Raw genomic sequence first — 14,873 nt, forward strand, 5'->3', positions numbered from 1 at the left:
CCGTTGTCGTCGGTGACAACCACGGCAAATTGCTCGCTCAGGTTGTTGGCACCGTTGGCGTTTGGATGGGTTTCATTGTCCAGCAGCGTGTAGCTGTAGCTGACCACGCCCGTGGTGGCGTTGTAGCCGGTGATGGTCAACGTATTGCCGAGTGCGGTGGTAATCGATTGCGGGAAACCGGCTGCCACGCCGCCGGTGACGACGTTGATGCCGCCGACGCTCAAGGTCTGCACACCGTCCAAAGCAGTAATCGTAAAAGTACCGCTTTGCGTCAGGGCCGGCGCATCCGGGCTGCTGCCGTCGCTGAGGTTTTTCTCCTGGACCGCCAACTCACCACCCTCGGTGTCGAGGCCAGTGATGATCACCGGGTCGTCGTTGTTGTGCACTTGCAGTACCAGGTTCGCGGTACTGGTGTCGCCATCGGCATCGGTCAGGGTGTAGGTGAAGGTCTCGCTGCCATTGCCGCCACCATGCAAACCTTTGAAATCGGCGTCGGCAGTGTTGAGGGTGTAGGTGTAGGAACCGTCAGCGTTGAGCACCAGGGTGCCGTAAGTGCCGGTGAAAGTGCCAGGCGTGATCGGACCAGAGGCCACATGATCCGCACCTTGGGTGTCGTTGGTCAGCACGCTACCGGTCAGGGTCAGGTTGGTTTCCGAGGCGGTGCTGGCGTTGCTGTCGTCCACGGCTTTCGGCAGGTCGTCGACGATGTTCACGTCGAGGTTGCCGTTGGCGGTGGTGCCGTTGTCGTCGGTGACAACCACGGCAAATTGCTCGCTCAGGTTGTTGGCACCGTTGGCGTTTGGATGGGTTTCATTGTCCAGCAGCGTGTAGCTATAGCTGACCACCCCAGTCGCAGCGTTGAAACCGGTGATGGTCAGGGTGTTGCCCAAAGCGGTGGTAATCGATTGTGGGAAACCGGCTGCCACGCCGCCCGTAACCACATTGATGCCGCCGACGCTCAAGGTCTGCACACCGTCCAACGCCGTCACGGTGAAGGTGCCGCTTTGCGTCAGGGCCGATGCATCCGGGCTGCTGCCGTCGCTGAGATTTTTCTCTTGCAATGACAGCTCGCCACCTTCGGTATCGAGGCCCACCAACACCACTGGATCGTCGTTGTTATGCACCTGCAGCACCAGATTCGCGGTACTGGTGTCACCGTCGGCATCGGTCAGGGTATAGGTGAATGTCTCAGTGCCGCTTCCCCCGCCGTGCAATGCGACGAATTGCGGGTCGCTGGTGTTCAGGGTGTAGGTGTATGTGCCATTGGGGTTGAGCACGAGGGTGCCGTAGGTGCCGGTGAACGTCCCGCCAATGATCGGCCCACTGTCGGGACCGGTGGGGATCCGGTCGGCGCCCTGGTGATCGTTGGTCAATACGTTACCCGTGAGGGTGACGAGGGTTTCCGAGGCTGTGTTGGCGTGGCTGTCGTCGATCGCCTGGGGCACGTCGTCGGTGATGTTGACATCCAGGGTCCCGGTAGCGGTGTCGCCATCGGAATCGACGGCAACGACCGGGAACTGTTCGGTGATGTTGTTGGCACCGCCACCGGCAGGATGGGTTTCATTGTCCGTCAGAGTGTAGGTGTAGCTGACCACGCCGGTAGTCGGGTTGTAGCCGGTGATGGTCAACGTGTTGCCCAGCGCCGAGGTGATGGTTTGAGGGAAACCTGCGGGCACACCGCCAGCAATCACGCTGATGCCGCCGATGCTCAGGCTGCTCAGCCCATCGGGGGCAGAAACCGTGAAGGTGCCGCTTTGCACCAGTGCACTTGGGTTGCTCGCCGAACCATCGGCCAGATTGGCCTCATTGGTGGTCAGTTCGCCGCCTTCCACGTCCACGCCATCCAAGGTCACGGGGTTGTCTGGTGTTTCGGGGGTGACTGGCGGCACGGTGCTATCGCCGTCGTTATCCGGATCACCGGCCAGGCGCAGTTGCGGAAACTCGGGTATCCCGTTGAACCCGGCCGTGGGGAAGCCAATCTGCGGATCGACCTCGCCACCGACTTCTTCCAACAACACGAAACTGTGCCCGCCGCCCACGCCTCCGGGGTTACCACCCTCGGGGCCCGCGGCCGTGGCTTCGCCGGTCTGGGTCGGGTCGGCACCGGCGGCGATGGCTTGTTGCAGTTTTTGTACGTCGGTCAGTTGCGCGTTACTCGGTGTCAGCGCTTCAGGCGTGTCGACATGGGGCGCGTGGTTGGCAAGCAGCTGTGGGGTGAGGGTCAGGTTGCTTCCGCGTCCCAAGGTCAATTCCTGGCCATTTTGCAGATGCACCGCCACGGCCCCTTCGCCCCCGGTGATCAGGTGTTCGCCGGCATAGAGCCGGTCGCCTTCGACCAAAGGCCGCCGCAGGCCACCGGCCGCTTCTGCGAAAACCTGCCCGACCACTTTACTGACGATACCGATGAGCGCTGCCATGTGCATTTCCTCCGTTGCCGACCGCAATCGGCACCTGTCTGGGTGAAGAATCCGTCCTCAGGTTGGCGACCGGGAAAGCTGGAAAATCTGCCAGCTTTCGTGAAAGCGGAAGGTGCTGGCAATTCGCCAAAACGACAAAAAACCGTCACACAACCTTGCTTCTCACATCGCCCTTTCGGCACTTCTTCACATCGCTTAAAAAACTGAACGGAACTTTTATTGACGCCTAAAAGCCGTCAGAACCCGCGAATTCAAAGGCTTTCGCTTTGAACAATGTGCTGGTTTTTTTCAAGTACATAAGTTTTTTTCGGCATAAGCGTTATGAGAAATTCTTCTTAGGTTTTGCGCAGGATGTTCTTAGCTGTGTTGTTACAAGGTTGAAACGGTTTTGATCTTAAATACGTCAATATATTGGCGACAACGAAGCACTACAGCCCTCAGGAGATGCACCCCATGCGCGTTCTAACCCCCCTCTGCAGCGCGGTTTTGCTGGCCATGGCCTGCTCTTCTCAGGCGCAGGCCATGTCCTTGACCGAAGCGATCCAGAGCACCATCGCTACCCACCCGGAGCTGGCACAACGGGTGGACAGCCGTCTGTCGGCCAATGAAGACGTCAAGGTCGCCAGGGGGGGCTTTTTCCCGTCGGTGGATCTCAATGCCGGTTACGGTCGCGGCTACAGCGACAACACCAACACCCGGGCCTTGGGCAACCACCACACCAATATCCTGACCTACACCCAATCAGAGCTGCGCCTGCGGCAGATGATCTTCGACGGGTTCAACACCGCCAATGAAGTGGAACGTACCCAGGGCGTGGTCAACTCCCGGGCCTATTACGCCCAGGGCACCGCCCAGGATCTGGCGCTACGTACCATCGAGGTCTACCTGGAAGTGCTCAAGCGTCGCGAACTGGTGACCCTGGCCAAGAACAACCTGCAGGCGCACCTGCGGGTCAACGACCAGATCGGCCTGCGCACCGAACGTGGGGTGGGCAGCACCGCCGACTCCGACCAATCCAATGCCCGTCGAGCCCTGGCGGAAAACAACTACGACACCGCCCAGGTGGACCTGGCCGACGCCGAGGCGAATTTCTACAGCGTGGTCGGGCGCATGCCCGATGAGTTGGAAATGCCGCCCTCGACCAAGGGCGAAATCCCCGCCGATCTGCGCGAAGCCCAGCAAAGCATGGTGGATAACAACCCGTACCTGAAATCGGCCCAGGCCGACATACAGTCCGCCGAAAGCCAGTACGAAGTGGCGAAGTCACCGTTCTACCCCCGTTTCGATGCCGAGGCGGCGGTGGGCGCCAATAACAACATCGGTGGCGAAGAAGGCCATGACAACAACTGGCGGGTCGGCGTGGTGATGAACTACAACCTGTTCCGCGGTGGCAGCGACAAGGCGCGGCTGGCCTCCAACGCCCACCAGATCAACCAGGCCATGGACATCCGCAACAATGCCCTGCGCCAGCTCAACGAAGACACGCGCCTGGCCTGGAACGCAATGCTCAACGCTCGCAAACAGACGCCTACCGCCCGGGAATACGCCGAAACCACTTCCCGTGTGCGGGCCGCCTACCAGGATCAGTTCGGTCTCGGTCAGCGCACCCTGCTCGACCTGCTCGACAGCGAAAACGAGCTGTACAACGCCAACCGTCGCTACACCGAGGTGCGTTACACCGAGGAATACTCGATGTACCGGGTGCTGGCGAACATGGGCCTGCTGTTGCACAAGCAACGGATCGTGCTGCCGGCCGACGCGGTCGCGCAGACCGAAGTCAAGAATCAGGCCCGGCTGCCGGAACTGAAGTAGTCCCCCCGAAAAATGGGAGCGATCAATGTGACCAGCATGGAACCTGCAACCCCCGGCGCTGATCCGCGGCTGAATTTCGATGATCCCTTGCTGGACGGCCTGTTGATCCTCTGCAAACTCCATGGCGCGACGGTCAGCCGCGCCAGCCTCAGCGCCGGGCTTCCTATGGCGCACCAACGCTTGAGCCTGGACCTGCTGCCACGCGCAGCGGCCCGGGCGAGCTTGCAGGCGCGACTGTTGCGTCGTGAGCTGGCGGATATCTCGCCCCTGAACCTGCCGGTGATGCTGGTCCTGGTGGGTGGCCGCTGTGCGGTATTGCGGCGCTGGGGTGAGGATGGCAAGGCGCTGATCCTGCCCAGCGAAGCCGACGGCGGCGAACAATGGGTCAGTCGCGAGGAACTGGCCCTCGATTACAGCGGCCAGGCCTTGTTCGCCCGGCCGCGCCATGAACTCGAAGACCTGCGCTCGCCTTTGGTGCCGCGGGTCGAGGCGTGGTTTCGCGACACCTTGAAACTGTCGCGCTGGCTGTACAGCGACGCGATCCTGGCGAGTTTCCTGATCAATCTGCTGGGCCTGATGGTGCCGCTGTTCGTCATGCAGACCTACGATCGCGTGGTGCCGAACCAGGCCACGTCGACCTTATGGGTGCTGGCCGTGGGGCTGCTGATCGGCACCGGTTTCGAACTGGTATTGCGGGTGGTACGCGCCCACCTGCTGGACACCGCTGGCAAGAAAACCGACGTGGTTCTTTCCGCCACTCTGTTCGAGCGCATCACCGGCATGGCGATGAAGGCCAAGCCGGTGACCATCGGCGGCTTCGCCCAGAGCATCCATGACTTCCAGGGCCTGCGGGAGTTTCTCACCGCCGTAACCCTCACCAGCCTCATCGACCTGCCCTTCGCCCTGCTGATGCTGGTGGTGATCGGCCTGCTCGGTGGCTGGCTGGTGGTGATTCCAGTGGTGGCGTTTCCCATCACCATTGTCTTCGCGATGATCATCCAGGTGCGCCTGCGCGACACCGTGCAAAAAAGCCTGGCCCTGGGTGCCCAGCGCCAAGCCTTGTTGATTGAAACCCTCGGCGGCCTGGAAACCCTCAAGGCCTGCAGTGCCGAAAGCGAACGCCAGCATCAGTGGGAAAGCACCCACGGCGCCCTCACCCGCCTGGACAGCCATGCGCGCAACCTCTCGGCATTGGCGACCAACGGCACGTTGTTCCTGCAACAACTGGCCGGCATGGCGACCATCGTCGCCGGGGTCTACAGCATCATCGCCGGCAACCTCAGCGTCGGCGCACTGGTGGCGACCTACATGCTCGGCAGCCGGGTGCTCGCCCCTCTCGGGCAGATCGCCGGGCTGATCACTCGCTACCAACAAGCCCAGCTCACCATGCGCAGCACCGATGCCTTGATGGCATTGCCCCAGGAGCGTGACGCCAAGCAACGGCCACTGGATCGCACCCAATTGCAGGGCGCGCTGGAGGTCAACGGCGTGACCTTCCATTACAACGGCCAGAGCTCCCCCGCACTGGCCAATATCAGCTTCAGCCTCAAGCCCGGCGAACGGGTCGGGATCATCGGTCGCAGCGGTTCGGGCAAGAGCACCCTGGCGCGCCTGGTGATGGGCTTCTACGCGCCGGAGGAAGGCCAGTTGCTGCTGGACGGCCTGGACCTGCGGCAACTGGACGTCGCCGACCTGCGCCAACAGATCGGCTATGTCGCCCATGACCTGCCATTGCTGGCCGGCAGCCTGCGGGACAATCTCACCCTGGGCGCCCGCTACATCAGCGATGCGCGCATGCTGGAAGTGGCGGAACTGACCGGCGTCACGGAACTGGCGCGCCAACACCCCCAAGGCTTCGACCGCCCAGTGGGCGAGCGTGGGCAGTTGCTTTCCGGAGGCCAGCGCCAGGCCGTGCTGCTGGCCCGGGCCTTGTTGCTCGACCCGCCGATCCTGCTGCTGGACGAACCCACCAGCGCCATGGACAACAGCAGCGAAGACGCCTTGCGACAAAAGCTCCACACCCACGTGCAGGGCAAGACCGTGCTGCTGGTGACCCACCGTACCTCGATGCTGAGTCTGGTGGATCGGTTGGTGGTGTTGGACAACGGCCGGATCGTGGCGGATGGACCGAAGGACGCGGTGATCGATGCATTGCGCAAGGGACGGGTGGGGTCTGCGGCGGTATAGCTGCCAACACAGCAACCTGTGGGAGCAAGCCTTGCTCCCACAGATAACCCTCTCAAGCCACAGGTATGTGTTCGGCTTTATTTCACTTAACTGACGGGTACCGCCCCATGTCTGCTCAAACCCCGGATTCAGCCGCCCGAAGCTACTTCGGCAGTTTCAGCAAAAGCGCCGAAAGCGAGTTCATGGCGGAAACCGCCGGCGCCACATTGCAGGATTCGCCGCGCCGCTCGCGGGTCACCGTGTGGCTGGCCGCCGGCTTGATCGTCACCGGGCTGGTCTGGGCCAAACTGGCGGTCTTGCAAGAAGTCACCACAGGCGAAGGCAAGGCGATTCCGTCGAGCAAGGTCCAGGTGATCCAGAACCTGGAGGGCGGCATCGTCACCGAGATTTTCGTGCGCGAAGGGCAGATGGTGAACAAGGGCGACACCCTGCTGCGCCTGGACGACACGCGCTATCTGTCGAACAAGGGCGAGAGCGAGGCCGACCGCTATGCCTTGACCGCCCAGGTCGAACGCCTGTCGGCCGAGGCTGAAGGGCGGCCATTCGCACTCTCGGCAGAGATAACCGCCAAGGCCCCGCAAGTGGCCGAGGACGAACGCTCGCTGTACGAACAACGCCAGCGTCGCCTGGCCAGCGAGCAACGCACCCTGACCGAACAATTGCGGCAGAAGACCCAGGAACTGGCGGAGTTTCGCTCCAAGCAAGGCCAGTTCAGCTCTGCCCTGGCCTTGCTGCAAGAAGAAATGAACATGTCCGCACCGCTGGTGCGCACCGGGGCAGTGTCGCCAGTGGAGATCCTGCGACTCAAGCGCAGCGCGGTGGAAATCCGCGGCTCACTCAACGCCACCACCCTGGCCATTCCCCGGGCCGAATCGGCTATCAACGAGATCAAGAGCAAGATCGACGAATCGGAACAGACCTTCCGCTCCGAAGCGGCCAAGGACCTCAACGAGAAACGCACCGAACTGTCAAAAATCACCGCCTCGAGCATCGCCATCGACGACCGCGTGACCCGCACCACCGTGGTCTCGCCGGTGCATGGGGTGATCAAGCAACTGAAGGTCAATACCATCGGCGGCGTGGTGCAGCCGGGCAACGACATGGTGGAAATCGTGCCCCTGGAAGACAACCTGCTGATCGAAGCCAAGGTTCGCCCCCAGGACGTGGCGTTCCTGCATCCGGGCCAGAAAGCCATGGTCAAATTCAGCGCCTACGACTACACCATCTATGGCGGACTGAGCGCCAAGCTCGAACTGATCGGCGCCGACACCATCACCGACGACAAGGGCAACAGCTTCTACCTGATCCAGGTGCGCACCGATAAAAATCATTTGGGCGGGGATGCCAAACCGTTGCTGATCATTCCGGGGATGGTGGCGACGGTGGATATCATTACCGGGGAGAAAAGCGTGCTGGATTACTTGCTCAAGCCGGTGTTGAAGGCGCGGACCGAGGCGATGCGCGAGCGGTAGCCCCTGAGCTGAGACTTCATTGATTGTTCTACCACTATCGCGAGCAGGCTCGCTCCCACAGTTGATCTCCAGTGCATGCACAAATCTGCTAACACCACAGATCCAATGTGGGAGCGAGCCTGCTCGCGATGAGGCCAGCACAGTCACGACCTATTCTCAGCATGGTTACGCTGGTAGGTCTCCTCCCCCATCGCCGCAATCTGCCCCTCGATCAATGCCTCGAACGGCCTGAGCAACGGCTCGAAGCTGCTTGGCGCTTCCAATGTCTGCAACGCCTGGACAATCGCCTCCACCGTCGACAACGCCCCCGGCCCCGGGGCCTTGCGCAAGCGATAACGGGACACGCCGCCTTCGGCCAAGGTCACCCTCGGCAGCGCCGCCAACAACGGGTTGAGGTGCAGCAGCTTGCGCGCCTTGCGCCAGGTACCGTCGGGCACGACCAACAGCAGCGGCTCCTCGGACGGAACATAAGCCTGCAGCGGCTGCGCATCCTCACTGGGAAACAGCAACCGCGCCCGATAACCCGGTGGATTGAGCAGCCTGGGCAAGTCCTCGAACACCTCGCCCACGATCAACTCGGCATTGTTGAGCCCCAGCGCCGCCAGCCTGGCCGTGTTCAAGGCATGGTCCACTTCGCTGGGATGCTGCAACAGCAAGACCCGGGTGCGGCTGTCGAGGCTGGGGATCAACGGGCACAAGCAATGGCTTTGCGGTCGTTGGCAGCGCGAGCATTGAGTTCTGGACATGGTCAGGCCTGATTCAGTTGAGCTTTGAGCAAATCACGGAATGTCTGGATCAGCGGCTCGCGGCTGCGACCACGGCGCACGATCATCGAAAACGGCGCCTGATAACCGAAGGTCGCCGGCAGCAACACACGCAAATCGCCCTTGTCGACCCACGCCTGGGCATAGTGCTCAGGCAGGTAACCGACGTAGGCGCCGGACAACACCAGGATCAACTGCGCCTCCATGCTCTCCACCGTCGCCGCGCTGTGCTTGAAGCCATGGCGGGCCAGCTCGGCCTGGCTCCAGTAACCGCGCCCGACCATGCGCTGCTGGGTGATGACTTGCTCGGGGATGCGCCGCTCGTTGAACAGCGGGTGGCGGTTGCTGCAATACAACCAGTGCTGCTCGCGGTACAGCGGCATGTAGACCAGCCCGCTCATGCGCGTGGAAAACGCACCGATGGCCAGGTCCAGGCGGTTGTCCTGCACGCCGAGTTGCAGTTCGTAAGGGCTCATGACCGACAGGTGCAAATGCACCGCCGGATGCTCCTGGCTGTAGGCGCCGATGGCTTCGGCGAATGGCAAGGCCTTGTCGCTGACCGTGGAGTCGATCACCCCCAGGTTCAACGTGCCGCGCAATTCGCCCTTGAGCGCGGCGGCGTACTGCTCGAACCCTTCGAGTTCGCCCAGCAGGCGCAGGGTTTCCTGATGGAACAACTCGCCCTTGCTGGTCAGGCTGAACCCGCCCCGGCCGCGATGACACAACACCAGGCCCAGGGCTGATTCAAGCTGGCTCATATAGGTGCTGATGGCCGACGTGGAAAGGTTGAGTTCGTGCTGGGCATTGGCGAACCCCTGGTGCCGGACCACGCTGACGAAAATGCGCAGCAGTTTCAGGTCGGGTAGAGCGTTGGCCATTGGGTGTCTCCCGATCACATATGGATAGCACTTGTCGCGCTGTTGTGGCGAGGGAGCTTGCTCCCGCTCGGCGGCGCAGCCGTCGTAAAACCTGGCGACGCGGTCTGTCTGATTCACCGAGGTGAATGGTTTTGGGGCCGCTTCGCTGCCCAGCGGGAGCAAGCTCCCTCGCCACAGGGGCATCCTGTCCTCCAGGACTGCACTGCTGCGAAGTCTATCGCCCTCTCCCACATTAGTTTAGAAAAATCTGAACTAAGTATTTGCCCCCAGCGATTCTTCCCCTCCCAGGCTTTTCGCAGAATCGGCCCCTGATAAATAAAACAACGATGAGGCCCTACCCGTGGACAAGATTCTTCACCAACCACTGGGCGGCAACGAAATGCCGCGCTTCGGCGGCATCGCCACCATGATGCGACTCCCCCATTTGCAGACCGCTGCCGGCCTGGACGCTGCGTTCGTCGGCGTGCCGCTGGACATTGGCACCTCCCTTCGCGCTGGCACCCGTTTCGGGCCGCGGGAGATTCGCGCCGAATCCGTGATGATCCGCCCCTACAACATGGCCACTGGCGCCGCGCCGTTCGACTCGCTGTCGGTGGCCGACATCGGAGACGTGGCGATCAACACCTTCAACCTGCTGGATGCGGTGCGGATCATCGAGGAGTCGTACCACAAGATCCTCGAACACAACGTCATTCCCCTGACCCTGGGCGGCGACCACACCATCACCCTGCCGATCCTGCGGGCGATCCACAAGAAACACGGCAAGGTCGGCCTGGTGCACATCGACGCCCACGCCGATGTGAACGACCACATGTTCGGCGAGAAAATCGCCCACGGCACCACCTTCCGCCGCGCCGTGGAAGAAGGCTTGCTCGACTGCGACCGCGTGGTCCAGATCGGCCTGCGGGCCCAGGGCTATACGGCCGATGATTTCAACTGGAGCCGCAACCAGGGTTTCCGCGTGGTCCAGGCCGAAGAGTGCTGGCACAAATCCCTGGCCCCGCTGATGGCCGAAGTGCGCGAGAAAGTCGGCGGCGGTCCGGTGTACCTGAGCTTCGACATCGACGGCATCGACCCTGCCTGGGCCCCTGGCACCGGCACCCCGGAAATCGGCGGCCTGACCACTATCCAGGCAATCGAAATCGTGCGCGGCTGCCAGGGTCTCGACCTGGTCGGTTGCGATCTGGTAGAAGTCTCGCCACCGTACGACACCACCGGCAACACTTCGCTGTTGGGCGCCAACCTGCTGTACGAGATGCTCTGCGTACTGCCCGGCGTGGTTCATCGCTGAGGTGCGCCCATGAACCAACAGGACCAAGTACGCCAAGCCGCCGCACAACTGGTGTCGGCCTTCGCCCGCAATGACCGTGACGCCTACTTCGGCGCGTTCACGGCCGATGCGAGTTTCGTGTTCCACACCCTCGAACAGCCCCTGCTGTCACGCGATGCCTACCAGGTGTTGTGGGACCGCTGGCGCTCCGAGGATGGCTTCGAGGTGCTGGACTGCACCTCAAGCAACGCCTTCGTCAGCCTGCAAGGGGACGTGGCGGTTTTCATCCATGACGTGGCCACTGAGCTGCGCATGCAAGGGGAGCTTCACTTTAGCCAGGAGCGCGAAACCATTGTGTTTCGCCAAGAACAACAAGGCCTATGGCTGGCCTGTCACGAACATTTGTCCGCAATGCCGGAAGGGCTGCCAATCCCTTAGCCAAACAGGCGACGCTCACACTCGATGAGCGCGCCTTTATGATCGGAGCAGATCATGAATAACAATAACGACAACAGCCTTACGCAAATCGAAACCTTCGGGGTCGAACAGATCCCCGACCACGAACGCACCGCCGGCCCAGGCGATCTGTTTCGCCTGATCTTCGGCGGCGCCAATACCTTTGCCACCGCAGTGCTCGGCAGTTTCCCGGTGCTGTTCGGCCTGTCATTCCAGGCTGGAGTCTGGGCGATTGTGCTGGGGGTATTGGTGGGTTCGATCATCCTCGCGCCGATGGGCCTGTTCGGCCCGCTCAACGGCACCAACAACGCGGTGTCTTCCGGTGCGCACTTCGGCGTGCACGGACGGATCGTCGGTTCGTTCCTGTCACTGTTGACCGCCATCGCGTTCTTTTCACTGTCGGTGTGGAGTTCCGGAGACGCATTGATCGGCGGTGCCAAGCGGTTGATCGGCGTACCGGAAACCGACCTGAGCCTGGGCCTGGCCTACGGCCTGTTCGCCTTGCTGGTCTTGACCGTGTGCATCTACGGCTTTCGCTTCATGCTGTGGGTCAACCGCATCGCCGTGTGGGCCGCCAGCCTGTTGTTCTTGCTGGGCATCGTGGCCTTCGCGCCGACCTTCGACAGCCAGTTCGCCGGCACCGTCAGCCTCGGCCAGCCGGGCTTCTATGCCGCCTTCATCGGCGCGGCGCTGGTGGCCATGAGCAACCCGATTTCCTTCGGTGCGTTCCTCGGTGACTGGTCGCGCTACATCCCGCGCAACACGCCCAAGCGCCGCATCATGCTGGCGGTGATCGCCGCGCAACTGGCGACGCTGATTCCGTTCCTGTTCGGCCTCGCCACCGCCACCATCGTGGCGATCAAGGCGCCGGACTACATCGCGGCCAACAACTACGTAGGCGGCCTGCTGGCGGTCTCGCCGAGCTGGTTCTTCCTGCCGGTGTGCCTGATCGCGGTGATCGGCGGCATGTCCACCGGCACCACGTCGCTGTACGGCACCGGCCTGGACATGTCCAGCGTGTTCCCACGGGTGCTGTCGCGGGTCAAGGCGACACTGCTGATCGGCGTGCTGTCGATTGCCTTCATCTTCATCGGCCGCTTCGCCGCGAACCTGGTGCAAAGCGTGTCCACCTTCGCCGTACTGATCATCACCTGCACCACGCCGTGGATGGTGATCATGATCATCGGCCTGCTGATACGCCGCGGCTTCTACTGCCCGGATGACCTGCAAGTGTTCACCCGTGGCGAAACCGGCGGGCGCTACTGGTTCAGCCACGGCTGGAACTGGCGCGGCCTGGGGGCGTGGATCCCTAGCGCGTTGGTGGGCTTGTGCTTCGTCAACCTGCCGGGCCAGTTCGTCGGGCCGCTGGGGGAACTGGCCGGCGGGATCGACATCAGCCTGCCGGTGACCCTGGGTTTGGCTTCGGTGGTGTACCTGGTGTTGCTGGGGCTGTTTCCAGAGCCGGCAACGGTGTATGGGCCGGGGGATCCGCGTAGCAAGGGTGCTGCGGAGCCAATCGATAAACCCTCCCTCAGCCAGACCGCCTGACCCGAGATCAACGAAAGACCCGTGGCGAGGGAGCTTGCTCCCGCTGGGGCGCGTCGCGGCCGCTGATGGCGACTGCTGCGCAGTCGAGCGGGAGCAAGCTCCCTCGCCACAAAAAGCGCGCTCACGCAGGGGTTGAGGTGCCAGGGACGGCAGCACCCCGACTCACTATAAAAAAGACAATCGGAGACACGCCACCATGGCTTTGGACTTAATCGTCGTTCTTATCTACGCTGCCGGCATGATCGCCCTCGGCTGGTACGGCATGCGCCGCGCCAAGACCCGTGACGACTACCTGGTCGCCGGGCGCAACCTCGGCCCGGGCTTTTACCTGGGCACCATGGCCGCTACCGTGCTGGGCGGTGCCTCCACCATCGGCACCGTACGCCTGGGCTACGTCTACGGCATCTCTGGATTCTGGCTGTGCGGCGCCATCGGCCTGGGCATCGTCGGCCTCAGCCTGTTTCTCGCCAAGCCGTTGCTCAAGCTCAAGATCTACACCGTGACCCAAGTGCTGGAGCGTCGCTACAACCCCGCCGCGCGCCAGGCCAGTGCGCTGATCATGCTGGTTTACGCATTGATGATCGGTGCCACCTCGACCATCGCCATTGGTACCGTGATGCAGGTGCTGTTCGGCCTGCCGTTCTGGGTTTCGATCCTGGTGGGCGGCGGCGTGGTGGTGTTGTATTCCACCATTGGCGGCATGTGGTCGCTGACCCTCACCGACATCGTGCAATTCTTGATCATGACCGTTGGCCTGGTGTTCCTGCTGATGCCGATGTCCATCGTCGATGCCGGCGGCTGGGACGCCATGGTGGCCAAGCTGCCGGCCAGCTACTTCGATTTCACCGCCATTGGCTGGGACACCATCCTCACCTACTTCCTGATCTACTTCTTCGGCATCTTCATCGGCCAGGACATCTGGCAACGGGTGTTCACCGCCCGCAGCGAAGGCGTGGCCAAAGTCGCCGGCACCGCCGCCGGCCTGTACTGCGTGCTGTACGGCCTGGCCGGGGCGTTGATCGGCATGGCGGCCAAGGTCTTGCTGCCGGACCTTGCGAACGTCAACAACGCCTTTGCCAGCGTCGTCCAGACCAGCCTGCCCAACGGCATTCGCGGGCTGGTGATCGCCGCGGCCCTGGCGGCCTTGATGTCCACCGCCGCGGCAGGCCTGCTCGCGGCGTCCACCACGGTGGTCCAGGATTTGCTGCCACGCCTGCGCCAGGGCCGTGAAAGCGGCAGTGGCGACGTCCACGAAAACCGTATCGCGACCCTGCTGATGGGGGCCGTGGTGCTGGTGATCGCCCTGGTGGTCAGCGACGTCATCAGCGCCCTGACCCTGGCCTACAACCTGTTGGTGGGCGGCATGCTGATCCCGCTGATCGGTGCCATCTACTGGAAGCGCGCCACCACTGCCGGCGCAATCACCAGCATGTCGCTGGGCTTCTTGACCGCCTTGTTCTTCATGCTTAAGGATGGCCTGGACGCGAACACGCCGATCTACTACAGCCTGAGCGTGGCGCTGGTGAGTTTTGTGCTGGTGAGTGTGTTGGCGCCGCGGCCGGAGGTGGTGGCCAAGGCGGTTTGATCGACAACTGAAATCAAGCCGAACGCAGTTGTGGCGAGGGGATTTATCCCCGTTGGGCTGCGAAGCAGCCCAAAACAGTCAATTCAATCTGTCTGCCACACCGAAGTGTCAGCGTTTGGGACCGCTGCGCGCTCCAGCGGGGATAAATCCCCTCGCCACAAGTAAACCCCCTCACCATAGGGTTGCCCTGGAAATAAAAAGATCGCAGTTCCGGCCCATCTCAATGAAATGGTCCGGAACTGCGATCTCTCCAAATTCTGCGCTGTATTTACCGGCGGCGCGGTTGGCGGCGGCGTTGCTCGTCATCGGTGCGGATCGGTACCGGTTGCATTGGCGGCTCGATCAGCCCCAGCGCGACACCCAGGTCGTGAAGCCAGTTCTGGATTTTCTCTTTCATCGTGGTGCCCCCTCAGGGTGGTGCGAGCGGCAGATTTCTGTGGCCCCTTCGCACTGATAATAGTCCGATGTTCTACGCAATGCTCGT

General features: G+C 62.2%; 11 protein-coding genes. 7 read left to right on the forward strand and 4 right to left on the reverse strand.

What is annotated here, in order from left to right:
• A partial coding sequence (locus DTP52_RS25305) for a retention module-containing protein (RefSeq protein WP_146206880.1) occupies positions 1 to 2,417 on the reverse strand: 2,417 nt, incomplete at its 3' end.
• Between the two features lie 453 nt (positions 2,418 to 2,870).
• Here DTP52_RS25305 and DTP52_RS25310 point away from each other — a divergent pair.
• From DTP52_RS25310 to DTP52_RS25320, 3 genes are all read left to right on the forward strand, one after another.
• Positions 2,871 to 4,229, forward strand: a complete 1,359-nt coding sequence (locus DTP52_RS25310) for a TolC family outer membrane protein (protein ID WP_109755801.1) — start codon at positions 2,871 to 2,873, stop codon at positions 4,227 to 4,229.
• Positions 4,230 to 4,256: 27 nt separating this feature from the next.
• Entirely contained in the window at positions 4,257 to 6,416 is a 2,160-nt protein-coding gene (locus tag DTP52_RS25315; RefSeq protein ID WP_109755949.1) for a type I secretion system permease/ATPase, read from the forward strand.
• A gap of 107 nt (positions 6,417 to 6,523) precedes the next feature.
• Entirely contained in the window at positions 6,524 to 7,888 is a 1,365-nt protein-coding gene (locus DTP52_RS25320) for an HlyD family type I secretion periplasmic adaptor subunit (protein WP_109755802.1), read from the forward strand.
• A gap of 143 nt (positions 7,889 to 8,031) precedes the next feature.
• Here the strand turns inward: DTP52_RS25320 and DTP52_RS25325 are convergent, their stop codons facing one another.
• Complete coding sequence (locus tag DTP52_RS25325) at positions 8,032 to 8,634, reverse strand: tRNA-uridine aminocarboxypropyltransferase (RefSeq protein WP_109755803.1); 603 nt, start codon at positions 8,632 to 8,634, stop codon at positions 8,032 to 8,034.
• A 2-nt stretch (positions 8,635 to 8,636) separates the two neighbouring features.
• Positions 8,637 to 9,530 carry a LysR family transcriptional regulator gene (locus DTP52_RS25330; protein ID WP_003184133.1) on the reverse strand — a complete coding sequence of 298 codons (894 nt, stop codon included), beginning with the start codon at positions 9,528 to 9,530 and terminating at the stop codon, positions 8,637 to 8,639.
• A 340-nt stretch (positions 9,531 to 9,870) separates the two neighbouring features.
• On the opposite strand from DTP52_RS25330, the gene speB reads away from it, so the two are divergent.
• From speB to DTP52_RS25350, 4 genes are all read left to right on the forward strand, one after another.
• On the forward strand, positions 9,871 to 10,821 hold the full coding sequence (gene speB, locus DTP52_RS25335) for an agmatinase (protein WP_003184135.1): 951 nt from the start codon (positions 9,871 to 9,873) through the stop codon (positions 10,819 to 10,821).
• Between the two features lie 9 nt (positions 10,822 to 10,830).
• Entirely contained in the window at positions 10,831 to 11,238 is a 408-nt protein-coding gene (locus tag DTP52_RS25340) for a nuclear transport factor 2 family protein (RefSeq protein WP_109755804.1), read from the forward strand.
• 54 nt (positions 11,239 to 11,292) lie between these two features.
• On the forward strand, positions 11,293 to 12,804 hold the full coding sequence (locus DTP52_RS25345; RefSeq protein WP_109755805.1) for a cytosine permease: 1,512 nt from the start codon (positions 11,293 to 11,295) through the stop codon (positions 12,802 to 12,804).
• Positions 12,805 to 13,000: 196 nt separating this feature from the next.
• Complete coding sequence (locus DTP52_RS25350) at positions 13,001 to 14,389, forward strand: sodium:solute symporter (protein ID WP_109755806.1); 1,389 nt, start codon at positions 13,001 to 13,003, stop codon at positions 14,387 to 14,389.
• 268 nt (positions 14,390 to 14,657) lie between these two features.
• Here DTP52_RS25350 and DTP52_RS31440 read toward each other — a convergent pair whose 3' ends face one another.
• Complete coding sequence (locus DTP52_RS31440; protein WP_003198971.1) at positions 14,658 to 14,786, reverse strand: PA1414 family protein; 129 nt, start codon at positions 14,784 to 14,786, stop codon at positions 14,658 to 14,660.
• Positions 14,787 to 14,873: the final 87 nt, after the last annotated feature.

Source organism: Pseudomonas sp. 43mfcvi1.1 (assembly GCF_900115935.1).
GTDB lineage: Bacteria > Pseudomonadota > Gammaproteobacteria > Pseudomonadales > Pseudomonadaceae > Aquipseudomonas > Aquipseudomonas bijieensis.

Excerpts from the sequence above, each read along its gene's own strand:
- DTP52_RS25310 (WP_109755801.1), top strand. The coding sequence starts at position 2,871 with ATGCGCGTTCTAACCCCCCTCTGCAGCGCGGTTTTGCTGGCCATGGCC.
- DTP52_RS25320 (WP_109755802.1), top strand. The coding sequence starts at position 6,524 with ATGTCTGCTCAAACCCCGGATTCAGCCGCCCGAAGCTACTTCGGCAGT.
- DTP52_RS25325 (WP_109755803.1), bottom strand. The coding sequence starts at position 8,634 with ATGTCCAGAACTCAATGCTCGCGCTGCCAACGACCGCAAAGCCATTGC.
- DTP52_RS25330 (WP_003184133.1), bottom strand. The coding sequence starts at position 9,530 with ATGGCCAACGCTCTACCCGACCTGAAACTGCTGCGCATTTTCGTCAGC.
- DTP52_RS25340 (WP_109755804.1), top strand. The coding sequence starts at position 10,831 with ATGAACCAACAGGACCAAGTACGCCAAGCCGCCGCACAACTGGTGTCG.
- DTP52_RS25345 (WP_109755805.1), top strand. The coding sequence starts at position 11,293 with ATGAATAACAATAACGACAACAGCCTTACGCAAATCGAAACCTTCGGG.
- DTP52_RS25350 (WP_109755806.1), top strand. The coding sequence starts at position 13,001 with ATGGCTTTGGACTTAATCGTCGTTCTTATCTACGCTGCCGGCATGATC.
- DTP52_RS31440 (WP_003198971.1), bottom strand. The coding sequence starts at position 14,786 with ATGAAAGAGAAAATCCAGAACTGGCTTCACGACCTGGGTGTCGCGCTG.